The following is a 23846-nucleotide window of genomic DNA, read 5'->3' as shown; positions in this document are numbered from 1 at the left end:
GCGCCGATGACCCGGTGTTCGGACTGCAAAGGGGCACACCAAATGCACATGACAACCCCCATCGCTCGATTGGACGTAGAGCAGGCCGAAGCAAGGATCGCCTGGGTAGCCCAGGCCCGATGCAAGGAAGTAGATCCCGATCAACTGTTCGTCCGTGGCGCTGCCCAGCGCAAAGCAGCGACGATCTGCAGGCACTGCCCGGTGCTGATGCAGTGTGGGGCGGACGCACTCGACAATCGTGTCGAGTTCGGAGTGTGGGGAGGAATGACCGAGCGGCAGCGGCGTGCGCTGCTGAAGCAGCACCCTGAGGTGACTTCCTGGTCGGACTTCTTCCAAGCGCAGCGTCAGCACCAGGTGGCGATCTAGTTCCTGGCCGAAACACCACCGAGCCCGCGGAAGCGGGCTCGGTTGGCGTTAACAGGCCTATATCAATCGGATATCACGACCGGCTCGGGAGCAGGGGTGCCCGTGAGCTGATCACCGACCGCCTGCAGCGCCTCCAGGTCGGAAACTTCGAACGGCAGCGCGGTCACCGAGACGATCGGAACCCGCGGATGCGCGCCCGTAAAACGGTGCAGCAGATGCTGTTCGCGCTTCGCGGTGGCGACACGCTGAGCATGGATCCGCAGTACCGATGAGGTGATCGGATCGGTCTCGGCCAGTTGGTCGGCGGCGGTCAGCGCGTGGTCGGCCGACAGCGAGCTCAGCTCCGGATGGGTCCGGTTCAGCACCAGTCCGGCCAGCGGCATGTGTTCGGTCGACAGCCGGTCGACGAAGAACGAAGCCTCGCGCAGCGCGTCGGGCTCGGCGGCCGCGACCACCAGGAAGTGTGTGCCGGGCCTGGACAGCATCGCGTAGGTCCGGTCGGCGCGATCCTGGAATCCACCGAACAGCGACTCCAGCGACTGTAGGAAATTCGATGCGTCCTTGAGCATCTGGCCGCCGACGATGGTGGACACACCACGCACCGCCAGGCTCATCGCACCGGTCACCAGTCTGGTGACGCCGCGGCCGGGGGCCATGATGACCCGAATCATCCTGCCGTTGAGGAAGTTCCCGAGCCGTTTGGGCGCGTCGAGGAAGTCGAGCGCGTTGCGCGACGGGGGAGTGTCGACCACGATCAGGTCCCACTCCTTGCGGCCCGCAAGCTGGCCCAGCTTCTCCATCGCCATGTACTCCTGCGTACCGCCGAAGGAGGAGGCGACTGTCTGATAGAAGGGGTTGGCGAAAATCTGCTCCGCCTTGTCCGGGTTGGTGTGTTCGAGCACCATGTCGTCGAACGTGCGGCGCATATTGAGCATCATCGCGTGTAGTTCGCCCTTGGAATCGGGGCCGAGCGGCACCCGCTGCGGTGCGTTGTCCAGATCGGCGACACCGAGTGACTGGGCCAGTCGGCGTGCCGGGTCGATGGTCAACACCACAACTTTGCGGCCCTCCTCGGCTGCGCGCAGTGCGATCGCGGCCGCGGTGGTTGTCTTGCCAACGCCGCCGGAGCCACAGCAGACGATGATCCGGGCGGTGGGGTCCGCGATGATTTTCGAAATATCCAGTGGCACAGCCACATTCGAGCTCGGCGTGCTCATCGGACTCCCTGCGCGCTCAGATGTTCGGCCAGTTCATACAGGCCGCCAAGGTCGATCCCGTCCTCGAGGGCCGGAAGATACAGGCGCGATATGTCTACCTTTGCGAGTTCGGCGGCGCTGTCGTCCTGCGCCTGCAGAGTGGCCGAGTGCTCGACGGTTTCGGTGATCAGGCCCTGGAAGTCCTGGTCCGACAACGAGATCCCGGCCTTGGTGATGGCGGCGCGGATGGCGTCGCTGTCGATCTCTCCCCGCGCGGCCTTGCCGCGTACCTCGGCGGGCAGCAGGGCCGTGCTCGCCCGGTTCACGATCACCGCGCCGATCCGCAGGTCGGCGGCGGTGAGCTCGGCGATGGCGTCGGCGGTCTCCTGCACCGGCAGTGCCTCGAGCAGGGTGACCAGGTGAATCATCGTCTGATCGGAGTGCAGCAGCTTCGAGACGCCCTCGGACTGGGAGGCGATCGGCCCGCCCTTTGCCACTTCGGCCATGGCCTGGGTGACGTCGAGGAAGCTGGCGATCCGGCCGGTCGGTGGCGCGTCCACCACGATTTCGTCATAGGCGGGCTTGCCCGCCTTGTCCACGCGGACCGCGCACTCCTTGATCTTGCCGGTCAGGATGACGTCGCGTAGGCCGGGTGCGATCGTGGTGACGAACTCGATCGCGCCCATACGACGCATCGCCCGTCCGGCGAAGCCGAGGTTGTAGAACAAATCCAGGTATTCGAGGAAGGCGTGCTCGATATCGAGCGCCAGCGCGACCACCTCGCCGCCGCCGTCGGCGGTGGCGATCCTGGTTTCGGTCGGCGGCAGTGGCGGCAGATCGAACAGCTGGGCAATGGACTGCCTGCTCTCCACCTCGACCAGCAGTACTCGCCGCCCACCCGCGGCGAGGGCAAGCGCGAGTGCCGCGGCCACCGTGGACTTTCCGGTTCCCCCTTTTCCGGACACGTAATGCAGGCGGGCCTTTTCGGCGCGCGTCGGCCAACCCGTTTCTAGCCCCGGCTCCGCCGAAATGGGCACTGCTGTTGGTACTCCCACGATCGCGAGCCTATAACCCGTTCTGAGATCGCGCCCGAGGGATAGGGGTAGTGGTCGGTTTTGCGCCCGTTCTGTACCAGACAGTGATGCGACTCGGCGCGAGGCTCGAGAACACACCGTGCCGCGGGCGCGGCGAATTCCACACATCTATACGCTCACCGCTATGAGTGATGTGACCGTGTGGGAGTACGCAACCGTTCCGCTTTTGACGCACGCGACCAAGCAGATTCTCGACCAATGGGGTTCCGACGGCTGGGAGCTGGTCACCGTGCTGCCGGGTCCGACCGGCGAGCAGCACGTCGCCTACCTCAAGCGCCCCAAGTAGAGAAGGGACGACCCAAGTGACCCAGTGGGAGAAGAACCTCGCCCGACTCGGACTGACCCTGCCTCCGGTGGCGGCTCCGGTCGCGGCGTACATCCCGGCGATCCGGACCGGTTCGCTCGTCTATACCTCCGGCCAGCTGCCGTTCGTCGACGGCAAGCTGTCGGTGACCGGCAAGGTCGGCGCCGAGGTGTCGGTCGAGGACGCCAAGGAAGCCGCGAAGCTGTGTGCGCTGAACGCGCTGGCGGCAGTGCACGACCTGGTCGGACTGGACGCGGTGGTGCGCATCGTGAAGGTGGTCGGATTCGTGGCCTCCGCGCCGGGATTCGGCGACCAGCCGGTGGTGATCAACGGCGCCTCGGAGCTCTTGGGCGAGGTGTTCGGTGACGCGGGTGTGCACGCGCGCTCCGCGGTGGGTGTGTCCGATCTGCCCAAGAACACTCCGGTCGAGGTCGAACTCATCGCGGAAGTGCGCTAACAGGCACACTCGGAGGTAGTCCGTCCTAAAACCTGCGCCGAGCCGAGCGAAGGCGAGGCAGCCGCGTTGAACAGGTTCTCGGACAATAATTTCGAGACTGAGGTAATCCGATGACGCTGACTCATCCCGCGTACGGGCAGTTGCGGCAGGTCACGCCGAACGCGGCGGTCCTGCTTGCGGACAATCCGGGGCAGATGACCCTGGAGGGCACGAACACCTGGATTCTGCGCGCACCGGGCGGGTCGGACTATGTGGTGGTCGACCCGGGGCCGAAAGACAAAGCGCACAGCGAGGCGATCGCCAGGGTCACCGAGGGCAATATCGCCCTGACCCTGATCACCCACCGGCACCACGATCACACCGGTGGGATCGATCGCCTTGTCAAGCTCACCGGTACCCCGGTACGGGCCAAGACCGCCGAATTTCTGCGTGGTTCCGAGGCGACACTGGTCGATGGCGAGGTGATCGAGGCGGCCGGACTTCGCATCACCGTCCTGGACACCCCCGGCCATACGCTCGACTCGGTGAGTTTCGTCCTGGACGGTGCCGTTTCGAGCGACCTGCAAGCAGTCGCTAGCGGTGCCGTTTCGAGCGACCTGCAAGCAGTCGCCAGCGGTGCCGTACTAACCGGGGACACCATTCTCGGCAGCGGCACGACGGTGCTCGATTCCAGTGACGGCACGCTTGCCGACTATCTGGCCTCGCTGGATCGTCTGGTCGCGGTGGGTGCGGGGCGTGCCCTGCTGCCCGCACACGGACCGGATCATCCGGATCTCGAGCCGGTCGCCAGGTACTACATCAAGCACCGGCACGAACGCCTCGACCAGGTACGGGAAGCGCTGCGCGTACTCGGGCCGGACGCGGGTGCGATGGCGGTGGTGCGGAAGGTGTACGCCGACGTCGACAAGCGACTATGGCTGGCCGCCCGCAGCTCGGTGCAGGCGCAGCTGGAATACCTGCGCACAGATCAGCGCTAGCGAAATTGCACAGCCCCCATCCAGGCGAACGCCAGGATCCAGTCGCAACCGCAGTGCGTTGGTTACGACTCGATCCCAGCGTTCGTCGGGATGACGGGTAGCGGGGAGGCTCAGCGCGCGCGCCGGGCCAGTCGCTCGGAGTCGGAGATGAGCACGCTCTTGCCCTCCAGCCGCAGCCAACCGCGGTGCGCGAAGTCGGCGAGCGCCTTGTTCACGGTCTCGCGGGAGGCACCGACCAGCTGGGCGATCTCCTCCTGGGTGAGGTCGTGGGTGACCCGCAGCGCGCCTGCCTCCTGGGTGCCGAAGCGCTGAGCGAGCTGCAGCAGTGCCTTGGCAACCCGGCCGGGAACATCGGTGAAGATGAGGTCGGCCAGGTTGTTGTTGGTGCGACGCAGACGCCGGGCGAGAACCCGAAGCAACTGCTCGGCGATCTCCGGCCGCTGGTCGATCCAGGACTTGAGGGCGTCACGGTCCATGGTGACCGCGCGCACCTCGGTCACCGTTGTCGCGGTCGAGGTGCGGGGGCCCGGGTCGAAGATCGACAGCTCACCGAACATGTCCGACGGACCCATGATGGTCAGCAGGTTCTCCCTGCCGTCCGGGGAACGTCGTCCGATCTTCACCTTGCCGGACGTGATGATGTATAACCGGTCGCCGGGTTCGCCCTCGTTGAAGATGACATGGCCGCGCGGAAAATCCACGGGCTGCAGTTGTTTGGCGAGAGCCGCGACCGCGGTGGGCTCTACGCCTTGGAAGATGCCTGCTCTGGCGAGGGCCTCGTCCACGAATGTGCTCCTTATGGGAAATGGCTCTGTCCTGGACCGAAGCGAATCGGCCAACAGCGCAGTCTACGCGGCAATGCGGCAGCGCAGTGACAGACACCACGTAACGAGTGGATTGCGCGGCGCGCCGATGCGGGGTTCGGCTCGGCTCAGCTGGCGCGAGCGATGTCCAATTCTTCTCCACGGGACCGGCGCTTGCGCATCCGTGCCACCGCAGTCGGCAGTCCGAGCTTCGTCAGCTCCTTCACTTCGGGATTGCTGGCCTTATCCAGGTACTGCTGAACCTCTTCGTCGGGTTCGAGAAGTTTTCGGAGCCGATTCTCGACCCGCTCCATGCCCAGTGCGAACAGCATCAACAGCACTGGGAAGAGCACCACAGCGAGTCCTTGCATATCGAGCAGTAAACACGTCTCAGGTCTCAGATGGAACACGGCAGTTGATCTGAACGGGCACCGTTAGGCGGTGGTTCCGTATGGTGGACGGGTGCGTGTCTCCCCCTCAGCAGCCGTCGAGAACGGGCCTTTGCCTGTCGCTGCGGCGACCGATGCGCAACCCGCGACGGTCGCAGTCCCGAAACGGAAAAACCGGTCCCGACAGGCGGAAACCCAGCTGGGTCTAGTGCGAAGGGCACGCCGGATGTACCGGACGCTGACGGTCGCCTTCCCGGACGCGCACTGTGAGCTGGATTTCACCACACCGCTCGAATTGGCCGTCGCCACAATACTTTCCGCGCAGTGCACCGATGAGCGGGTGAACCTGACCACACCCGCCTTGTTCGCCAGGTACCCGGACGCGCGCGCTTACGCCGAGGCAAACCGCGCAGAGCTGGAGGAATACATCCGGCCCACCGGGTTCTTCCGGAACAAGACAAGCTCGCTGATCGGCCTCGGGCAGGCGCTCGTCGAACAGTACGACGGTGAATTGCCTCACACTCTCGACCAACTTGTGAAGTTGCCCGGCATCGGACGCAAAACAGCGAACGTCATTCTGGGTAACGCCTTCGACGTGCCGGGAATCACGGTCGACACCCACTTCGGCCGCTTGGTGCGGCGCTGGGGATGGACCGACGAGGAAGATCCGGTGAAGGTCGAACACATCGTCGGCGCGCTCGTCGACCGCAAGGACTGGACGATGCTGTCGCATCGGGTGATCTTCCACGGGCGTCGGGTGTGCCATGCCCGCAAGCCGGCCTGCGGTGTGTGCGTGCTGGCCAAGGATTGCCCGTCATTCGGGACCGGGCCCACCGACCCGGAGATCGCGGCCAAGCTGGTGAAGGGTCCGGAGGCGGAGCATCTGCTCGAGCTGGTGGGCCGGTGAGGCGGATTCCCGTCGCGGTGCGCTTGGCGTTGGCCGGTTTGATCACGGTGGTGGCTTTAGGGGTCGCGCTGTGGCCCCGCGATGGCGGCGACACGGCGGCCGACGGCGGCCATCGGGTCGGCCCGAGTGCGCCGGTGTCCGAACAGTTGCGTGCCGAGGCCGGACTGGCGCCATGCGCACAGCCCGCGGCGGACGCGGTCGGGCACGGCCCGCTCGCCGGGATCACGCTGAGCTGCCTTGCCGACGGTAAACCCGTCGACCTGACCGCCGCGCTGGGCGGCAAACCCGCGTTGCTGAATCTGTGGGCGTATTGGTGCAGACCGTGTGCCGAGGAGTTGCCGTATCTGCAGGAGTACGCCCGACGAGCGGGGAACGCGATTACCGTGCTGACCGTGCACAGCGATCCGGATGAGGCCAAGGGGCTTGCGCTGCTGACCGACCTGATAGTGACACTGCCGGGGGTGCTCGACGCGGACGCCCTGGTGCGCGACGCGGTCGGTGCGCCCGCGGTGCTACCGGTGTCGGTGCTGCTGCGCGCGGACGGGTCTGTCGCGAAGGTGATCGTGCGTGCGTTCGACGGTGTCGACGACATCGCCGACACCGTCGCGAGCGAATTGGGAGTCGCGGCATGACAACTCCGACTCCGGAAAACATTCCCCCGTGGCTGCGCAAGGCGACCGAGCCCGGCACCGACGCCACCGACACACTGTCGGTGGCGCGGGCACTGCGCCGGGCGATGACTATCACCAGCGCACCGCGCCAGGCGGCCGTGCTGGTGTTGTTCAGCGGTTCATTCGAGCCGGATCCGAACGCACCCGGCGGACTACCCGCCGACGCGGACGTGCTGCTCACCCAGCGCGCGTCCACCATGCGTCAGCATCGCGGCCAGGTCGCCTTTCCAGGCGGCGAGGTCGAAGCCGGTGATACGGGACCGATCGACACCGCGCTGCGCGAGGCCTGCGAGGAGACCGGGCTGGAGCGCGTGGGCGTGGAACCCCTTGCGGTGCTACCGAAGTTGTTCGTGCCACCGTCCCGATTCGACGTGACTCCGGTGGTCGCCTATTGGCGCACGCCGCGCGCGGTCGGTGTGGTGAACGAGCACGAGACCGAGCGGGTTGTTCGGGTGCCGCTGGCCGAGCTGCTCGATCCGGCGAACCGCTTTCTGGTGCGCGGCAGCCTCGGCTATCAGAGCCCGGCCTTCCAGGTGGACGGGATGCTGGTGTGGGGACTGACCGGTGGCATTCTCGCCGGCCTGTTCAAAGCAGCAGGCTGGGAACGGGATTGGGATCGAAACGACGTACGTGACCTCGAAACTTCGCTGGCCGCAGTGGGGATGACCTTATGAGTTCATCGGCATGGCTCGACATCGCGGTCGTGCTGCTCGCATTGCTGTGCGCATCGTCGGGCTGGCGATCGGGTGCGGTCGCGTCCGCACTCGCCTTTCTCGGCGTCGTACTCGGCGCGGTGGCGGGCATTCTGATCGCGCCGCACATCCTGATCCATGTCGACGAGGGCCGCACCAGGGTGCTCACCGGCGTGCTGTTGATCGTGGTGCTGGTCATCGTCGGCGAGGTCGCGGGCATGGTGCTCGGCCGGGCCGCGCGCGGCGGCATGCGGCACTCGCTGACTCGCAGTGTGGACAGTGTGGTCGGCGCGATGCTGCAGGCGGTGGCGGTGCTGGTCACCGCGTGGCTGCTCGCGCTGCCGTTGGCCTCCTCGTCGCAGCCTGCGATCGCCACTGCGATCAACGGGTCCCGGGTGCTTGCCGACGTCAACGAGGTCGCCCCCAACTGGCTGCGCAAGCTGCCGAACGAATTTTCCAAGCTGCTCAACACGTCTGGGCTGCCGGACGTCATCGGCCCGTTCGGTCGCGCGCCGATCGCTGCCGTCGAACCGCCCGACGCGAGCGTGCTCGCCAGCCCGGTCGCCGCCTCGCTGCAGTCGAGCGTGCTGCGCATCCGTGGTGTCGCGCCGAGCTGCCAACGGGCGCTGGAGGGTTCCGGCTTCGTTATCGCGCCGGAACGGGTGATGACCAACGCGCACGTGGTCGCGGGCACCACAAGTGTTCAGGTGGATACCGCACGTGGTCCGCTGGACGCGACCGTCGTGCTGTTCGACCCGTCCAAGGATGTCGCGGTGCTCGCGGTACCCAACCTCACCGCGCCGGTGGTGCCGCAAGCCCCTGCGTCCGCGCGCTCCGGCGACAGTGCCATCGTGCTCGGCTACCCGGGTGGCGGGCCGTACACGGCCAGCGCGGCCAGGGTCCGCGAGACTTTGGATCTGACCGGGCCGACCATTTACCGCAACGGCACCGTGGAACGCGAGGTCTACACCGTCCGCGGCCAGGTACGGGCAGGCAATTCCGGTGGGCCGCTGGTGGATACCGATGGCCAGGTGCTCGGTGTCGTGTTCGGCGCCGCCGTCACCGACGACGACACCGGCTATGTCCTTACTCTGGCCGAGGTCCGTGCCCAACTGGACATCGCACCCGCCGAGAACACGGCGGTCGGCACCGGGGCCTGTGTGTTGAGTTGATCGGAGGCGGGGCGCGGTGTGTTCGCGCCCCTTGGCCTCGCGTCCGAGCGGCTGAGACCAGCGCCTCGGCGCATGCGAGTGTCGGACATTCGTCGTCTGCCCCGGCGCTCCGAGCTTTGACCCCTCGGATCGAGCCGGGCTGCGAATGGGCGCTCGCAGAAATCGCGCCGTGGTGGTCGTGTGGGTCCGCAGGCGTCAGGCCAGAAGTTTGGCCAGCTCCGCGGTCACGGCGTAGGGATTTTCTTGATGGGCGAAGTGTCCGGCACTGGGGATCGTCACCAGGCGGCGCTGTGGCGACCACTGCTGACCGCGCTGGACGGCGCCGCTCAGCAGGTAGTTGTCCAGTTCGCCGCGCAATGCCAGGACCGGGATGTCGATGGGTTCGCGCATGGTGGCCATGAAGCGTCGGCCGTCGGGACGCCACTGACTGCGGAAGGCCCAGCGCTGGTACTCCAGTGCACAGTGCGCCACGCCTGGGATCTGGACGGCCGAGCGCATCCGCCGGGCGGTGTCGACGAATTCGGCAGTGCTCGACCATGATCCGCTGACGCGCTGGCGCAGCAGTCGCTCGACCTCGAAGCCGTCCCGAGAGGTCAGCAGACCCTCGGGATACCTGGGCAGCTGGTAGCGCAGGAAATTCGGCAGCCACGCTTTGCGCTGGCGGCCATCCCGCAGCACCGCGCTCTTGAGCGCGGCCGGATGCGGCGAACTCACCAGCGCGATCGAACGCACCAGGCGCGGGTGCAGCACCGCGGTCGTCCAGCACACCAGCCCGCCTTCGGCATGCCCGACGAGCGTGGCCTCGGTGTAGCCGAGCGCACGGATGAGCCCGGCGACATCACCAGCCAGCGTCCAGCCGTCGTAGCCGCGCGGTGGTTTGTCGCTGTCGCCATAGCCGCGCAGATCCACCGCCACCGCTCGGTAGCCGAGTTCGGTGAGTCCGGTCAGCTGGTGCCGCCAGGACCACCAGAAGTCGGCGAAGCCGTGCAGCAGCACGACCAGCGGCGCGTCCGCCCGGTCTGGATCGGCCTCCACGACATGGAATCGAATGCCGTTGGCATGAACGTCCCGATGCGTCCATGGTCCGTCGAAACGGACGCTGGACGGATCCGGAAATGAGTTCGACGACACGCCGATCCAGCCTAGTGGTCGGCGTGCGGGATCGACGAGGCCACCGCTAATTGCGCGGCTTGTCGAGTGAGAGCTGCTCCTCGTGCGCGCCGGCACCGAAGCCGCTCGGCAGCACCGTGCGGGCCTGTTTCAGCGAATCGATCGTCTTTTCCGGTGCGCGCAGCTTCTTCACCCGCAGATAGCCGAGTCCGGCCAGCGCCGCGGTCGCGACCACCATCAGCAGGAACACGATCAGGAATGCCGCCCACCGTGCCAGCCAGACATCGAGCAGCTCACCGAGGAAGAAGAAAAAGAAAAAGGTGCTGAACAGCAGGACGGTGAGCGCGAGGATGAAGTAGACGCTGCCCTGCAGCCCCTTCTTGATCTCGCCGGTCACCTCGGCCCTCGCCAGCTCCACCTCGGCGCGCACCAGCGTCGACATCTGCTCGGTCGCGTCGCGGACCAGGCTGCCGAAACTCGCCGATCCATCGGGGTTGGCGTCGGTGAGCGGAATCGAGGTGACCGTGCGGTCGCGCCTTGCGGTTCCGTTACCGCCGTCTGTGAAACTCACTTGGTCGACCCTTCTCCCTGTCCCGGCACTGCTTCGGCCTCACTCTTCTGGTTGTAGCGCACGTGCGTCACGACGCGCCTGATGGACACGCCCACGCCGCAACAGTAGCGCCGAACCGGCGAGCGACGCCGTCATTGATGTCACCAACACCGCTGCCTTCGCCAATTCGACGGCAGAGCCGTCTCCGATGTCGGCCAGCGCGAGTTCTGCCACAAGAAGGCTAACCGTGAAGCCGATCGCGCCGAGCACCGACAGGGCGAACATGTCGCGGTACCCGAGATCGGCGGGGCGCTTGGCGATGCCCAACCGGATTGCCAGGCAGCTGATCCCGAAGATACCGATGGTCTTGCCGAGCAGCAGTCCGAGAATGATGGCCAGCGACAGCCTGTCGGTGAACAGTTGCCCGAAGACCTTGCCGTCCAACGGAACTCCGGAGGCGAACAGCGCGAACAGTGGCACGCACAGTCCGGCCGAGATCGGCTGGATCAGGTGCTCCAGCCGGGTGGCGGGCGCTTCGTCCTCGCCCATGTCGGGTTTTACGCGGGTCAGCAGGCCGAGCCCGACACCGGCCAGTGTCGGATGGATGCCTGCTTCGTGCAGGGCGTACCAGGCGATCAGCGCCAGCGGCACATAGACGAACGGTGAACTGATCCGCTTGTGCTGGGCCATTGCCCAGCCGCCGAAACAGGCCGCGGCAGCCAGCAGCCACAGCACCGACACCGCGCTGGTGAACAGCACCGCGATCAGCACGATGGCAACCAGATCGTCGACCACCGCGAGGCTGAGCAGGAACACCCGCGCACTGGCCGGAATCCGGGAGCCGGTCATGGCGAGCACGGCGAGGGCGAAGGCGATATCGGTGGCGACCGGTATGGCCCAACCGCGATCCATGCCGTCCACGCCGAACCCGACGACAATGGCGATGAGCGCAGGCGTGGCCATGCCGCCGAGCGCCGCGATGATCGGCAGCGCCGCGCGCCGTGGATCGGCGAGCTCACCGACGACGAGCTCGCGTTTGAGCTCCAGTCCTGCGACGAAGAAGAAGACGGCAAGCAGGCCGTCCTTGGTCCAGTCGGCCAGGGTGAGATGCAAGTGCAGCGGCTCGATGGGCAGCACCGTCTCGGTCATGGTGAGGTAGCTGTCGCCCCACGGCGAGTTCACCCACAGCAACGCGGTGGCGGCCGCGATAAGAAGGATTGTGCCACCGACGGTTTCGGTGCGTAGATAGCGCGTTAATTCCGAACGCACCTGGGTGATCACGAGAAACCTTCCGGCAGGGTGGTCAACGCTGCGGACGCGCAATCCGACCGAATCGGCTTTCGGGCACACGACCGCATGCCGACCAGACTTCCCGGCACACCTTACGCAATTCTAACGGATAAGGCCGGTGACGAATGTCGTCACCGGCCCTATCATGTGCCGTTCGTCTGAACCTGATCAGGCGCGACTGGCCCGAATCGCCTCGAAAACGTTCGGATCGACCAGTGTCGAGGTGTCACCGAGTTCGCGTCCCTCGGCGACGTCACGCAGCAGTCGGCGCATGATCTTGCCGCTGCGGGTCTTGGGCAGCTCGGGCACGACATGGATCTCCCGCGGCCGCGCGATCGGGCTGATCTCGCGCGATACCTCGGCCTTGAGCTCGTCGACCAGCGCCGCCCCGGTGTCCTTCGCCTCGGCGGTGAGGATGACGAACGCGACGATGCCCTGACCGGTGGTGTCGTCGCTGGCGCCGACGACAGCGGCCTCGGCCACCCCGGAGTGCCCGACCAGCGCGGACTCCACCTCGGCCGTGGAGATGCGGTGCCCGGACACATTCATCACGTCGTCGACGCGGCCGAGTACCCACAGGTCGCCGTCGGCGTCGAGCTTGGCGCCGTCACCGGCGAAATACCAGCCCTGCTCCGCGTAGCGCTCCCAGTAGGTGGCCCGGTACCGCTCCATATCGCCCCAGATGCCGCGCAGCATCGACGGCCACGGCTGGTCGAGGACCAGGTAGCCATTGGCCTCGGTCTCGCCGAGTTCGACCGGCTTGCCCTCCTCGTCGATAACCGCCGAGGAGATGCCGGGCAGCGGCCGCATCGCGGCGCCCGGCTTGGCGGCGGTCACGCCGGGCAGCGGGGAGATCATGATGGCGCCGGTCTCGGTCTGCCACCAGGTGTCCACGATGGGCGCGGTGCCCGCCCCGATCACCTCGCGGTACCAGCGCCAGGCTTCCGGGTTGATGGGCTCACCCACCGAGCCGAGCAGCCGGATGCTGGACAGATCGTGCGCTGCGGGGATCTCGCGACCCCACTTCATAAAGGTGCGCACCAGCGTCGGAGCGGTGTAATAGATTGATACACCGTACTTTTCGACGATCTGCCAGTGCCGGTGCTCGTCCGGGTAGTTCGGCGTGCCCTCGTAGACGACCTGCGTCGCCCGGTTCGACAGCGGGCCGTAGACGATGTAGCTGTGTCCGGTGACCCAGCCGATGTCGGCGGTGCACCAGTAGACGTCCTGTCCGGCCTTGTGGTCGAAGACGTTGTGGTGGGTGTAGGACGCCTGGGTCAGGTAGCCGCCGGAGGTGTGCAGGATTCCCTTGGGCTTTCCGGTGGTGCCGGAGGTGTAGAGGATGAACAGCGGGTGCTCGGCGTCGAACGCCTGCGCCTCGTGCTCGGGCGAGGCCTGCGCGACTGTCTCGTGCCACCACACGTCGCGCCCCTCGGTCCAGGGCACCTCGATATTGGTGCGGCGCACGACAAGTACGTGCTCGACGCTGTGCGGCACATCTCCGTTGGCGTAGAGCGCCTCGTCGACGGCCTCCTTCAGCGGGGCGGACTTGCCGCGCCGCCATTGCCCGTCGGTGGTGATGATCAGGCGCGCGCTGGCATCGTCGACGCGCTGGCGCAGGGCGGTGGGGGAGAAGCCCGCGAAGACAACCGAGTGGGTGAGGCCGAGGCGGGCACACGCCAGCATCGAGACGATGGCCTCCGGCACCATCGGCATGTAGATGGCGACGCGGTCGCCGCTCTCCAGGCCGAGTTCGGTGAGGTAGTTTGCGGCCCTGCTGACTTCGGCGAGCAGTTCGCGGTAGGTGATGTCCTTGGCGTCGCCCGGCTCGCCTTCCCAGTGGATGGCGACCTGATCGCCGTGGCCGTCGAGCACGTGCCGGTCGACGCAGTTGTAGGCGACGTTGAGCTTGCCGTCCACGAACCACTTCGCAACGGGCGCGTCGTTCCAATCGAGGACCTGCGTCCACGGCTGATCCCAGTGCAGCCTTCCGGCCTGCTCGGCCCAGAAGGCGTCGCGATCCGCCTCGGCCCGCTGATACAACGCGGCATCGGCGTTGGCCGCCGTGGCGAATTCCGGGGTCGGCGGGTAAGAGTCTCGGTGGTCGGCGGTGGTATCGGTCATCTCGTCCTCGATTCGACGCGCCCGGTGCGGGCCATTTCGACAGTAATCAACTGTGACCTAAGCCGCGCCCGGTGTGTCCACCGGGTTTCCATCCCGTCATCGCGGCGCGTATCCGGCGCGATCGCCTGACAAACCGCCCCCGCGCTAGCTATCGTCTTCTGCAACCTCTTTGAACACCGGATGGCCCCAGTAGCGGCATAGTTCCGGCGGATCGGTGTTTTCAGCGCCAAGTTTTGTGTGTTTCGGCCATGTTGCCGGATTGGTAACAAGTGGAACGAACCTCGGTCAATCCGATGACAACGGTCGTCCGGATAGCTACTGTCCCAGGCATTCCAAGGCGATCGAGTCGAGACGCGCTGGGGAAGGACTCACGCGTGTGTCGCGGATCCCCTTCGCCTGTCTCGAAATCGGGAGAACGCGTTGAGATTCAACAGAGCTACAGCGTTGATCGCGGCAGTACTGCTGGCCACAAGCCTCGGGCTGTCCGCATGTTCGTCGAGCGATAGTGCCGACGCAGAAATCGTCACGACGAATGGTGGTGAGCCACAGAACCCGTTGGTGCCCACCAACACCAACGAGAATATGGGCGGTCGCGTCGTCGACCGGCTGTTCGCCGCCCTGAAGTACTACGACGGCAAGGGCGTGGCCCACGACGAGATGGCGGAGTCGATCAAGACGACGGATCGGAAGAACTACACGATCACCATCAAGCCGAACTGGAAATTCACCGACGGCACGACGGTGACGGCGAAGTCGTTCGTCGACGCGTGGAATTACGGCGCGCTCGGTACCAATGCGCAGCTGCAGAGCTACGTGTTCACCCCGATCCTCGGATTCGACGAGGTGTCGGCGGAAAAGCCGACGGCACAGACGATGTCGGGTCTGAAGGTGGTCGATGACCGCACCTTCACCGTCGAGCTGAAGCAGCCGTCCATCGACTTCGAGACCGAGCTCGGCTACGCGCCGTTCTATCCGCTGCCCGAGGCGGCGTTCAAGGACATGAAGGCCTTCGGCGAGAACCCGATCGGCAACGGCCCGTACAAGTTCGCCCGTACCGGCGCGTGGGAGCACAACGTCAAGATCGATCTGGTGCCCAACGCGGATTACCAGGGCGGCCGCCCGGCCAAGAACAAGGGCCTGCGGTTCGTCATGTACCAGTCGTTCGACACGGCCTACTCGGATCTGCAGGCAGGCAATCTCGACGCCCTCGACACCATCCCGGACAGTGCGCTGACCTCCTACAAGAAGGACCTCGGCGATCGCGCGATCCTCGCGCCGACCGCGCAGAACCAGCACGTCGGTGTCCAGGCCAATGTCCCGCACTTCAGCGGTGAGGAGGGGCTGCTGCGTCGCAGGGCGATCTCGATGGCGATCAACCGCCAGCAGATTTGCGACACCATCTTCAACGGCACCAAGACTCCGGCGCGTGACTTCACTGCCAGCACCCTGCCCGGGTTCGACGGGAACCTGCCCGGCTCCGAGGTGCTGAAGTACAACCCGGAGGAGGCCAAGAAGCTGTGGGCGCAGGCCGATGCCATTTCGCCGTGGTCGGGACGCTACGAGATCGCCTACAACTCCGACGGTGGCCACCAGGCCTGGATCGAAGCCGTTGCCAACAGCGTGAAGAACACCCTGGGTATCGACGCCGTCGGCACCCCGTACCCGACTTTCAAGAACATTCGGGATCTGGTGAACGCCAAGACAATCGGTAAGGCGTTCCGCTACGGCTGGCAGGGCGACTACCCGACCATGCTGCAGTTCCTGACCTCGCAGTACTACAGCTACTCCGACACCAATAACGTCGACTACAAGAGCACCGAATTCGATGGCCTGCTCGACGCCGCGCTCGCGGCGCCGACGCTCGAGGAGTCGTACAAGATCGTGGCGCAGGCCCAGGCACTGCTGATCAAGGACATGGCCGATATTCCGGTGCTCGACTACCTCGCCGCCGCGGGCCGGTCGGACAAGGTGAAGAAGGCCGACCTCGCATGGAACGGCCTGTTCGACTTCGAAAACATCGAGAAGTAGCCGCTCGGCGCAGCCGTGCCGCACGATCTGACGGCACGGCTGCGCCGCTCACCCAGGAGACGAAATGGCCTGGTATGTCGTGCGGCGCCTGCTTCAAATGATCCCCGTGTTTCTCGGGGCGACGCTGCTCATCTACGCACTGGTCTTCCTAGTTCCGGGCGATCCGATCCACGCGCTGGCAGGCGACAAGCCGATGACGCCTGCCGTGGAAGCCCAACTTCGCGCCCGGTACCACCTCGACCGCCCGTTCTTCATGCAGTACCTGCTGTACCTGAAGGGCATCTTCACCCTCGACTTCGGAACGGCCTTCTCCGGCAGGCCGGTTCGGGACGAGCTCGCGCGAGCGTTCCCGATCACCATCAAGCTGTCGCTCATGGCGGTCCTCATCGAGGGCATCTTCGGCGTCATCTTCGGCCTGATCGCGGGCCTGCGCAAAGGCAAACTCTTCGACTCGACGCTGCTGGTGGTCAGCCTGGTCATCATCGCGGTGCCGATCTTCGTGATCGGCTTCCTCGCCCAATTCCTGCTCGGCGTGAAGTGGGGCATCGCGCCGGTGACCGTCACCGGCAAGGCGAGCTTCGGCGAACTGCTCGTCCCGGCGTTCGTGCTCGGCGCGTTGTCGTTCGCGTACGTGCTTCGACTCACCCGAAACTCGGTGGCGGAGAACATGTCCGCCGACTATGTGCGGACCGCGACCGCCAAGGGGCTGAGCAGGCCCCGGGTGGTCACCGTGCATATCCTGCGCAACTCGATGATCCCCGTGATCACCTTCCTCGGCGCCGATCTCGGCGCCTTGATCGGTGGTGCGGTCGTCACCGAGGGCATCTTCAATATCCCGGGCGTTGGAGGGACGCTCTATCAGGCGATTACCCGTGGTGAACCACCGACGGTGGTGTCCTTCGTGACGGTCCTCATCGTGATCTTCCTGATCTCGAATCTGCTCATCGACCTGCTCTACGCCACGCTCGACCCGAGGATTCGATATGCCTGACCTCGACAAACAATCCCCGGACAGGCAGCAGCACTTTGTCGCACCGCCGGACGAAGTGGAGGTTCTCGCCACCGACCAGGTCGACGAATCCGGTTCGCCGACCAGCATCTGGCAGGACGCGTGGCGGCAGCTGCGCCGAAATCCGATTTTCATCGTCGCCGCCCTGCTGATCGTCTTTGTCACCGTTGTCGTGGTCTGGCCAGGACTGTTCAGCGATCAGGACCCGCGCTACTGCAACGGCGATTTCAGCATGGACCCGCGTGGGCCGGGCCATCCCTTCGGCTTCGACAAACAGGGCTGTGACGTCTACACCCGAACCGTCTACGGCGCACGGGCTTCCGTGCTGGCGGGGCTCGGCGCGACGACGCTTTTCCTGTTCATCGGTGGCACGCTCGGTGCGCTTTCCGGCTTCTATGGCGGGTTGCTCGATTCGGTCGTGTCACGGATCGCGGAGATCTTCTACGCGATCCCGCTGATGCTTGCCGCGATCGTCATCATGCAACTGCTCGACTCACGAACCATCTGGACCGTCATCCTGATCCTGTCCGCGTTCACCTGGCCGCAGGCCGCGCGCATCGCGCGCAGTGCGGTGATCGAGGCTAAGAACAGCGAGTACGTCACGGCGGCAAAGGCATTGGGCGTATCCCGAATACGGACGCTGCTTCGCCATGTGCTGCCGAACGCGGCAGGACCGCTGATCGTGGTTACCACGATCTGGCTCGGCGCTTTCATCGTCACCGAGGCGACCCTGTCGTATCTCGGTGTCGGACTGCCGCGCACGATCGTGTCCTGGGGCTCCGATATCAACACCAACCAGCATGAGCTGCGCGGCGGGTCGCCGATCCTGTTCTATCCCGCAACAGCTTTGGCGCTCACCGTGCTGAGCTTCATCCTGCTCGGCGACGCGGTGCGGGACGCGCTCGATCCGAAGGCCAGGAAGAGGTGACCGCGGCGATGTCCGACAAACCACTGCTCGAGATCAGAGATCTCAACGTCTGCTTCAGTTCCGAGGGCAAGAAGATTCCGGCGGTCCGCGACGTCAGTCTGTCGGTGTATCCGGGCCAGACCGTGGCGATCGTCGGCGAATCCGGCTCCGGGAAATCCACCACCGCGCACAGCATCATCGATCTGTTGCCCGGTACCGGACAGGTCACCTCCGGCTCGATCCTTTTCGACGGCAAGGACCTCGCGACGGCGTCGAAGAAGGATGTCGTCGCCGTGCGCGGCACCGGCATCGGTCTTGTCCCGCAGGACCCGATGTCGAACCTCAACCCGGTGTGGAAGATCGGGTTCCAGATCAGGGAAACGTTGGAGGCCAACGGAATCGCCAAGGGCAAGGCCGCTAAGCAGCGGGCGATCGAATTGCTCGAGGAAGCGGGGATGTCGGACGCGCAGCGCCGGGTCAACCAGTATCCGCACGAATTCTCCGGCGGCATGCGCCAGCGTGCGCTCATCGCGATCGGGCTGGCGTGCCGGCCCAAGCTGTTGATCGCGGACGAACCGACGTCGGCGCTCGACGTCACCGTGCAACGGCAGATCCTCGACCATCTCGACGGGCTCACCAGCGAGCTCGGCACCGCGGTCCTGCTGATCACCCATGATCTCGGACTTGCCGCCGAGCGGGCCGAGCACCTGGTGGTGATGTATCGCGGTCGGGTGGTGGAATCCGGTCCCGCGCTGCGGATTCTGCGTGAGCCGCAGCATCTGTACACCAAGCGATTGGTGAACTCCGCGCCCTCGCTCGCCTCGCAGCGGCTGTCCTCGGTGCGCGAGCGCATCGAGATACGCAAGCAGGCCGTCCAGGTCGCCGAGGAGGCCGCCGCGGCCGGTGCGGAGCTCGTCACGGTCTCCGATGATGTGGTGGTCGCGGAAAACCTGACCAAGGCGTTCAAGATTCGCGGCAGCACACCGTGGAAGTCGTCGGATTTCATCGCGGTCGACGAGGTGTCGTTCCGGCTGAAGCGCGGCACCACCACGGCCATCGTCGGCGAGTCCGGATCCGGCAAATCCACTGTCGCGCAGATGGTTCTCGGCCTGCTCGACCCGACCGCCGGAAGGGTGACGTTCGACGGCAGGGAGGTGGCGAAGCTGGACCGCAAGGGCGCGTTCGCGTTCCGTCGTCGGGTGCAGCCGATCTTCCAGGATCCCTACGGCTCGCTGGATCCGATGTACTCGATCTACCGCACCATCGAGGAGCCGTTGCGCACACACAAGATCGGGACGACCAAGGAACGCGAAGCGACGGTGCGGGAACTGCTGGACAAGGTTTCGCTGCCGTCCACGGTGATGCGCCGCTATCCGAACGAGCTGTCCGGCGGCCAGCGCCAGCGTGTGGCCGTGGCCAGGGCGCTGGCGCTTTCCCCGGAGGTGGTGGTCTGCGACGAAGCCGTCTCCGCGCTGGATGTGCTGGTGCAGGCACAGATTCTGAAGCTGCTCAACGATCTGCAAGCGGAATTGGGGCTGTCCTACCTGTTCATCACCCACGACCTGGCCGTGGTCCGGCAGATCGCCGACGACGTTCTCGTCATGCAGCACGGCAAGGTCGTCGAGGCCGCCACCACCAACGAGGTCTTCGACAATCCGCGAGAGGAGTACACCCGGCGGCTACTGGACGCGATTCCGGGGCGTGATCTGCTTGCGGGGTGAGTTTCGCCGTTAACCTGCGGAGATGGCCAGCACGCCGACCAGCGCGGTGGCCACTCCGGCTTGCTGTGGCCGTCCGAGCCGTTCGCCGAGGAACATTCGGGCCATCGCTATGGTGACCAGGGTGTGCAGCGCACCGAGCACGGAGACGACACCGACCATGCCCAATGTCGTTGCGGTGGCGTAGAGCGCATCGGCCGAGACGATGAGCACGCCGATCACCGCGATCCCCGGCAGGTCGGTGGTGGCGACGGCGACGGTCTCGGCCGCCCCCGCCGCGGCGGCGAAGCCGAAGACCGACGGGTCCGCGAGACCGACGCCGCGGACCGCCGTGACCGCACCGAGAACGACGAGCGCGGCGATCTGCGAGATCATCAGCACCGAAAGCACCGGCACCGTACGGCTTTTCGATCCGCCGAGAAAGTCGGAGACGCCCCAGCCGACCGCGGCGCCGAGGGCGAGCAGGATAGCGAGCACCGCGATCAGGCCGTGCGGGCGAGGATGGCAGGCAGCACGGAATTCCACTGCGCCCGAGGAACGATCTCATGGCCGGTGTGTTCCATCGCGAGGAAGTGCGCGCCGGGAATCTCCTCGGCCAGCGCTCGACCGTGCCCGATCGGGAAAAGCGGATCCTCGGTCCCGTGCAGCACCAGCGTCGGAGCGCTGATCTCTGCCAGCCGATCGCGCCACGGTGCACCGGCGTCGATGAGGAAAGGATTGGTCAGTTGGGCCGCAATGTCGTTCGCGCGGTCGACGATTCGCCCGGCCTTGACTCGGCGCGCCACGGTGTCGAACGGCTGGGAGGGTGCGGTGAAGGGGCGATCGGCCTCGGCAAGGTACTCGACGACGGCGGCCCGGTCGGTCCAGTCCGGTTCAGCGGTGGCACCGGCGAAGAAGGCCTCGAGCTCGGGCGTCATCTCCGGGAGATCGGGGTACTGGTGGCCGGGCCCGCCTGGCGTCGAGGAGGTCAGCGTCAGCGAGGCGACTCGATCGGGGTGGTCGAGTGCGACGAGTTGGGCGACCGCGGACCCCTGGGACATGCCCATCAGATGCGCTTTCCGGAGGCCGAAGGCGTCGAGCAGTCCGACGGCGTCGGTGACCAGGTCCCGCAGGCAGTAGGGCGGAGCGCCCACCGGGTAGGTGGCGGACCGGCCCGCATCCCGGCTGTCGTAGCGGATTACGCTGCGCCCGCCCGCGACCAAGCGCTCGATGAATTCTTCCTCCCAGGCCAGGAGTGATTCGCCTGCGCCGTGGATAAGCAAGATCGAGGGCTGCTGCACCAAGTCGCCGAAACTCTCTGCGCACAACTGGGTTTCGTTGACATCGAGGATCTTCTGGTTGGTGGTCACGCGCTTGCCTCCTATTACGTTACATGTAACGAATACCATATCGGCATTTCCGTTACATGTAAACAAGAGGAGGTAGACTCGGTACATGCCCGAGACATCGAACCGTCGAGCGGCCGACGATGCGCGTACCGCCTGGTCGGCGTATCGGCGGCTGCATCTGCTCGTGGACGCGGAGGTCGCCCGCGAGTTGGAGAGCGGCACCGGGCTGTCGATGCCTGACTACGACGTGCTCGCCGCCGTGGCGGAGATGGCGGCCGAGCAGGAGTGCGTGCGGGTGAGCGGCCTTGCGGCCCGGATGCATTGGCCGCACAGCCGGCTGTCCCGTCAGCTCGGGCGGATGGAACGGCGGGGCCTGATCGCACGCGAGCCGTGTGAACGGGACGGGCGCGGTGACGACGTCGTGCTCGCGGAGCCGGGGCGGCGGGCATTGGAAAAAGCCGCCCCCGTCCACCTCACATCGGTGCACCGCCACTTCACCGACCTACTGACTGCCGAACAACTCGCGGCGCTGACCGGTATCGAGGAGACCATCGCCCGGCACCGAGCCGCGGTGACCGGCTGAACTAGCCTCGTATCCCGTGACCGATCCGCTACAGCCTCTCGTCGATCTGCCCGGTGTGCGCGAAAGCGCTGATCGGGCCCGCGACGCGCTCGCCGATGTGCACCGGCACAAGGCGAACAGGCGGGGTTGGCCGACCACGGCCGCCGAGGCCGCGGTGCGTGCGGCCCGATCCTCTGCCGCGATCGATGGTGGCTCTACCGAACTGCCCGCCGACGGCAGGGTTGCCGATCCAATCCTGGCCGGGTCACTGCGGGTGGGTCAGGCGCTGGATGGTGACGCGTTGCGGAACCTGGTCGGAACCTGGCAGCGGGCCCCATTGCAGGCACTGGCTCGACTGCACCTATTGGCCGCGGCCGATCTGGTGACCGACGAGGCGCTGCTCGGCCGACCCCGCGCCGATGCGGGCGTCGCCGAACGGCTCGACATGCTGGTGCAGACGGTGCTCGGATCCACCGCGCCCGCGCCGATTGTCGCCGCCGTGGTGCATGGCGAGTTGCTGGCGTTGCGGCCGTTCGGGACGGCCGATGGAATCGTCGCGCGGGCGGCGTCGCGATTGGTCGCGGTGTCCAGTGGGCTCGACCCGCACAGCCTCGGCGTGCCCGAGGTCTTCTGGCTGCGGCGGCGGCAGGGATATCTGGATGCCGCGGCCGGGTTCGGCACGGGCGATCCGGACGCGGTCGGCAGCTGGGTGATCCTGTGCTGTGGCGCTTTCGAGGACGGCGCCAGGGAGGCCACGTCGATCGCCGATTCGGCGTCGGGATAGGCCCGTATACGTCAAAGCGGGCGGCGTTGTCGTTGATCGACCTCACCGCCCGCGAGCACGGATACCCGGTTACCAAGCGTGCTGGGTGGGTTGTGTTCTGCGGCCTCGGCGACAATTCGAACTCCGCCGGTTCATCCCCGCAACCTGTGCGAGGCCCTCGCCGTCGACAATCCGAATCTCGCAGGCCCACAACGCTTCTGCCCTTGTCGCGGCGCGCTCCGCGTGGGTACCTGGTGTCCGTGCTGGGAAGGGTAGACGGGAGACTGAACCTTCTCTTCCGGTTCCGCCTTGGCCTTCCGACCTTCCGTAGTTACCTTTCTACACTGTGATAGCACTCACATCAAGGGCTGCGAAAACATTCAATTAGCGGCGTGTCGATCGGTGTTTCGTGGTTAAATCCGTGGTCGCGACATCCTGAATGTGATGTCAGCAAACGCTCCGGCAAGTAGCCCGCTGGCTCTCTAGCAGCCAGTCCGCGTGGCATGTCCGTACCAGCTAAGCCTCAGCGGCGTCGGCGCAGTAATCGGTAGCTGAGCGCGCCGGCCACCACCGCGCTCAAGCCGACCACGGCGGTCGCGGCAAGGGTGGTCGACGAGGGGGTCTGGAAGCGCGCCCACAGCGAGACCGGGTTGGAGAACGTCAAAGTCGGCCAGCCCTTGGCCAGTGCTTCGCGCCGCAGGTTGCGGTCGGGGTTTACCGCCGTCGGATGTCCGACCGCGCCGAGCATCGGCAGATCGGTCACCGAATCGGAGTAGGCATAGCACCGTGAAAGGTCATAACCCTCACTGGCGGCCAGCTTTTCGATGGCGGTGACCTTGCCCTCGCCGTAGCAGTAGAACTCGACCTCGCCGGTGTACCGACCGTCCGCGACGACCATTCGAGTCGCGGCGGTGTGCGAGGCCCCGAGCGCCTCGGCGATAGGGCCGACGATCTCCTCGCCCGAGGCCGACACGATCACCACGTCGTGGCCGCGGATCTTGTGGTCGGCAATAAGATCGGCGGCTTCGGCATAGATCAGCGGGTCGACCAGCTCGTGCAACGTCTCGGCCACAATGGATTTCACCTGTTCGACGTCCCAGCCCGCGCACATGTTGGTCAGGTGGGCGCGCATCCGCTCCATCTGATCGTGGTCCGCGCCCGACAGCATGAACAGGAAGTGGGCATAGCTGCTCTCGAGCACTGCTTTGCGGTTGAGCAGGCCCTGCGCGTAGAAGGGCTTGCTGAACACGAAAGTGCTCGACTTCGCGATCACTGTCTTGTCGAGATCGAAGAAAGCGGCGACACGTCCGCCGCCGGTGGTTGGTTGGTCCGGAAGCCCGGTTTGGTCACCCTCGGCCGTCACGTCTTCAGAATAGGCGGTGACTCCGCATTCGCTTCGCCAAGCGCGGGTCTAAGGACGGACTTCGTC

At 65.9% G+C, this 23846-nt stretch carries 25 protein-coding genes; 14 read left to right on the top strand and 11 right to left on the bottom strand.

The window, feature by feature from the left end:
- Positions 1-42: 42 nt before the first annotated feature.
- On the top strand, positions 43-366 hold the full coding sequence (locus ACFQZZ_RS10630; protein ID WP_305082794.1) for a WhiB family transcriptional regulator: 324 nt from the start codon (positions 43-45) through the stop codon (positions 364-366).
- Positions 367-428: 62 nt separating this feature from the next.
- On the opposite strand, the gene ACFQZZ_RS10625 is transcribed toward ACFQZZ_RS10630, so the two are convergent.
- Together ACFQZZ_RS10625 and ACFQZZ_RS10620 are read right to left on the bottom strand one after the other, a co-directional pair.
- Positions 429-1583 carry an ArsA family ATPase gene (locus tag ACFQZZ_RS10625; protein WP_378677495.1) on the bottom strand — a complete coding sequence of 385 codons (1155 nt, stop codon included), beginning with the start codon at positions 1581-1583 and terminating at the stop codon, positions 429-431.
- Entirely contained in the window at positions 1580-2599 is a 1020-nt protein-coding gene (locus ACFQZZ_RS10620) for an ArsA-related P-loop ATPase (protein ID WP_378678379.1), read from the bottom strand. Before ACFQZZ_RS10620 ends, ACFQZZ_RS10625 begins: the two co-directional genes overlap by 4 nt.
- Before the next feature lie 181 nt (positions 2600-2780).
- Between ACFQZZ_RS10620 and ACFQZZ_RS10615 the strand changes: the two genes are divergently transcribed.
- The 3 genes from ACFQZZ_RS10615 (at position 2781) to ACFQZZ_RS10605 (ending at position 4394) form a co-directional block, all read left to right on the top strand.
- On the top strand, positions 2781-2942 hold the full coding sequence (locus tag ACFQZZ_RS10615; RefSeq protein WP_227998080.1) for a DUF4177 domain-containing protein: 162 nt from the start codon (positions 2781-2783) through the stop codon (positions 2940-2942).
- 16 nt (positions 2943-2958) lie between these two features.
- Positions 2959-3417 (top strand): RidA family protein, encoded by a 459-nt coding sequence (locus ACFQZZ_RS10610; protein WP_378677492.1) that lies wholly within the window; start codon positions 2959-2961, stop codon positions 3415-3417.
- A 110-nt stretch (positions 3418-3527) separates the two neighbouring features.
- Positions 3528-4394 carry an MBL fold metallo-hydrolase gene (locus ACFQZZ_RS10605; RefSeq protein ID WP_378677489.1) on the top strand — a complete coding sequence of 289 codons (867 nt, stop codon included), beginning with the start codon at positions 3528-3530 and terminating at the stop codon, positions 4392-4394.
- A 110-nt stretch (positions 4395-4504) separates the two neighbouring features.
- Here ACFQZZ_RS10605 and ACFQZZ_RS10600 read toward each other — a convergent pair whose 3' ends face one another.
- Positions 4505-5179 carry a Crp/Fnr family transcriptional regulator gene (locus tag ACFQZZ_RS10600; RefSeq protein ID WP_011206875.1) on the bottom strand — a complete coding sequence of 225 codons (675 nt, stop codon included), beginning with the start codon at positions 5177-5179 and terminating at the stop codon, positions 4505-4507.
- Between the two features lie 146 nt (positions 5180-5325).
- Positions 5326-5553, bottom strand: coding sequence for a hypothetical protein (locus ACFQZZ_RS10595; protein WP_378677485.1), 228 nt, complete (start codon positions 5551-5553; stop codon positions 5326-5328).
- A gap of 232 nt (positions 5554-5785) precedes the next feature.
- Here ACFQZZ_RS10595 and nth point away from each other — a divergent pair, with 232 nt between their 5' ends.
- From nth to ACFQZZ_RS10575, 4 genes are read left to right on the top strand one after another with little or no spacing between them, the layout of a single operon-like run.
- Complete coding sequence (gene nth / locus ACFQZZ_RS10590; protein ID WP_378678376.1) at positions 5786-6493, top strand: endonuclease III; 708 nt, start codon at positions 5786-5788, stop codon at positions 6491-6493.
- 5 nt (positions 6494-6498) lie between these two features.
- Positions 6499-7125, top strand: a complete 627-nt coding sequence (locus ACFQZZ_RS10585; RefSeq protein ID WP_378678374.1) for a TlpA family protein disulfide reductase — start codon at positions 6499-6501, stop codon at positions 7123-7125.
- Positions 7122-7838, top strand: coding sequence for an NUDIX hydrolase (locus ACFQZZ_RS10580; protein ID WP_378677482.1), 717 nt, complete (start codon positions 7122-7124; stop codon positions 7836-7838). The genes ACFQZZ_RS10585 and ACFQZZ_RS10580 overlap by 4 nt, the downstream gene beginning before the upstream one ends.
- On the top strand, positions 7835-9028 hold the full coding sequence (locus ACFQZZ_RS10575) for a MarP family serine protease (RefSeq protein WP_378677479.1): 1194 nt from the start codon (positions 7835-7837) through the stop codon (positions 9026-9028). The genes ACFQZZ_RS10580 and ACFQZZ_RS10575 overlap by 4 nt, the downstream gene beginning before the upstream one ends.
- Positions 9029-9223: 195 nt before the next feature.
- Here the strand turns inward: ACFQZZ_RS10575 and ACFQZZ_RS10570 are convergent, their stop codons facing one another.
- The 4 genes from ACFQZZ_RS10570 to acs all read right to left on the bottom strand — a co-directional run bounded on the left by ACFQZZ_RS10570 (position 9224) and on the right by acs (position 14102).
- Positions 9224-10159, bottom strand: a complete 936-nt coding sequence (locus ACFQZZ_RS10570) for an alpha/beta fold hydrolase (protein WP_378677476.1) — start codon at positions 10157-10159, stop codon at positions 9224-9226.
- A 46-nt stretch (positions 10160-10205) separates the two neighbouring features.
- Complete coding sequence (locus tag ACFQZZ_RS10565) at positions 10206-10709, bottom strand: phage holin family protein (protein ID WP_378677473.1); 504 nt, start codon at positions 10707-10709, stop codon at positions 10206-10208.
- A gap of 39 nt (positions 10710-10748) precedes the next feature.
- Positions 10749-11966, bottom strand: coding sequence for a Na+/H+ antiporter NhaA (gene nhaA, locus ACFQZZ_RS10560; RefSeq protein ID WP_378678371.1), 1218 nt, complete (start codon positions 11964-11966; stop codon positions 10749-10751).
- Between the two features lie 180 nt (positions 11967-12146).
- Complete coding sequence (gene acs / locus ACFQZZ_RS10555; protein ID WP_378677470.1) at positions 12147-14102, bottom strand: acetate--CoA ligase; 1956 nt, start codon at positions 14100-14102, stop codon at positions 12147-12149.
- 420 nt (positions 14103-14522) lie between these two features.
- Here acs and ACFQZZ_RS10550 point away from each other — a divergent pair, with 420 nt between their 5' ends.
- The 4 genes from ACFQZZ_RS10550 (at position 14523) to ACFQZZ_RS10535 (ending at position 19767) form a co-directional block, all read left to right on the top strand.
- Positions 14523-16130, top strand: a complete 1608-nt coding sequence (locus ACFQZZ_RS10550; protein ID WP_378677468.1) for an ABC transporter substrate-binding protein — start codon at positions 14523-14525, stop codon at positions 16128-16130.
- Between the two features lie 64 nt (positions 16131-16194).
- Positions 16195-17121 carry an ABC transporter permease gene (locus ACFQZZ_RS10545; protein WP_378677465.1) on the top strand — a complete coding sequence of 309 codons (927 nt, stop codon included), beginning with the start codon at positions 16195-16197 and terminating at the stop codon, positions 17119-17121.
- Complete coding sequence (locus tag ACFQZZ_RS10540) at positions 17114-18067, top strand: ABC transporter permease (protein WP_378677463.1); 954 nt, start codon at positions 17114-17116, stop codon at positions 18065-18067. The genes ACFQZZ_RS10545 and ACFQZZ_RS10540 overlap by 8 nt, the downstream gene beginning before the upstream one ends.
- 8 nt (positions 18068-18075) lie before the next feature.
- A complete protein-coding gene (locus tag ACFQZZ_RS10535; RefSeq protein ID WP_378677461.1) occupies positions 18076-19767 on the top strand; it encodes a dipeptide ABC transporter ATP-binding protein in 1692 nt (563 codons plus the stop codon).
- Between the two features lie 9 nt (positions 19768-19776).
- On the opposite strand, the gene ACFQZZ_RS10530 is transcribed toward ACFQZZ_RS10535, so the two are convergent.
- Positions 19777-20289 carry an EamA family transporter gene (locus ACFQZZ_RS10530; RefSeq protein ID WP_378677458.1) on the bottom strand — a complete coding sequence of 171 codons (513 nt, stop codon included), beginning with the start codon at positions 20287-20289 and terminating at the stop codon, positions 19777-19779.
- Positions 20247-21113, bottom strand: coding sequence for an alpha/beta fold hydrolase (locus ACFQZZ_RS10525; RefSeq protein ID WP_378677455.1), 867 nt, complete (start codon positions 21111-21113; stop codon positions 20247-20249). The genes ACFQZZ_RS10530 and ACFQZZ_RS10525 overlap by 43 nt, the downstream gene beginning before the upstream one ends.
- Positions 21114-21198: 85 nt before the next feature.
- Between ACFQZZ_RS10525 and ACFQZZ_RS10520 the strand changes: the two genes are divergently transcribed.
- Positions 21199-21675, top strand: coding sequence for a MarR family winged helix-turn-helix transcriptional regulator (locus ACFQZZ_RS10520; RefSeq protein ID WP_378677452.1), 477 nt, complete (start codon positions 21199-21201; stop codon positions 21673-21675).
- A 16-nt stretch (positions 21676-21691) separates the two neighbouring features.
- Positions 21692-22438, top strand: coding sequence for an oxidoreductase (locus ACFQZZ_RS10515; protein ID WP_378677449.1), 747 nt, complete (start codon positions 21692-21694; stop codon positions 22436-22438).
- A gap of 502 nt (positions 22439-22940) precedes the next feature.
- Here the strand turns inward: ACFQZZ_RS10515 and ACFQZZ_RS10510 are convergent.
- Entirely contained in the window at positions 22941-23780 is an 840-nt protein-coding gene (locus ACFQZZ_RS10510; RefSeq protein ID WP_378677446.1) for an HAD-IB family hydrolase, read from the bottom strand.
- Positions 23781-23846 lie beyond the last annotated feature (66 nt).

The sequence above is a fragment of the Nocardia sp. GCM10030253 genome (genome assembly GCF_042675075.1).
In the GTDB taxonomy this organism is placed as follows: Bacteria; Actinomycetota; Actinomycetes; order Mycobacteriales; family Mycobacteriaceae; genus Nocardia.
This window is presented reverse-complemented; position numbering and strand designations above follow the sequence as displayed.

Bases quoted from the DNA above. Each gene is read 5' to 3' on its own strand.
- ACFQZZ_RS10545 (WP_378677465.1), top strand. From the start codon at position 16,195: ATGGCCTGGTATGTCGTGCGGCGCCTGCTTCAAATGATCCCCGTGTTT.
- ACFQZZ_RS10575 (WP_378677479.1), top strand. From the start codon at position 7,835: ATGAGTTCATCGGCATGGCTCGACATCGCGGTCGTGCTGCTCGCATTG.
- ACFQZZ_RS10605 (WP_378677489.1), top strand. From the start codon at position 3,528: ATGACGCTGACTCATCCCGCGTACGGGCAGTTGCGGCAGGTCACGCCG.
- ACFQZZ_RS10535 (WP_378677461.1), top strand. From the start codon at position 18,076: ATGTCCGACAAACCACTGCTCGAGATCAGAGATCTCAACGTCTGCTTC.
- ACFQZZ_RS10540 (WP_378677463.1), top strand. From the start codon at position 17,114: ATGCCTGACCTCGACAAACAATCCCCGGACAGGCAGCAGCACTTTGTC.
- acs (WP_378677470.1), bottom strand. From the start codon at position 14,102: ATGACCGATACCACCGCCGACCACCGAGACTCTTACCCGCCGACCCCG.
- ACFQZZ_RS10615 (WP_227998080.1), top strand. From the start codon at position 2,781: ATGAGTGATGTGACCGTGTGGGAGTACGCAACCGTTCCGCTTTTGACG.
- ACFQZZ_RS10520 (WP_378677452.1), top strand. From the start codon at position 21,199: ATGCCCGAGACATCGAACCGTCGAGCGGCCGACGATGCGCGTACCGCC.
- ACFQZZ_RS10625 (WP_378677495.1), bottom strand. From the start codon at position 1,583: ATGAGCACGCCGAGCTCGAATGTGGCTGTGCCACTGGATATTTCGAAA.
- ACFQZZ_RS10580 (WP_378677482.1), top strand. From the start codon at position 7,122: ATGACAACTCCGACTCCGGAAAACATTCCCCCGTGGCTGCGCAAGGCG.
- ACFQZZ_RS10630 (WP_305082794.1), top strand. From the start codon at position 43: ATGCACATGACAACCCCCATCGCTCGATTGGACGTAGAGCAGGCCGAA.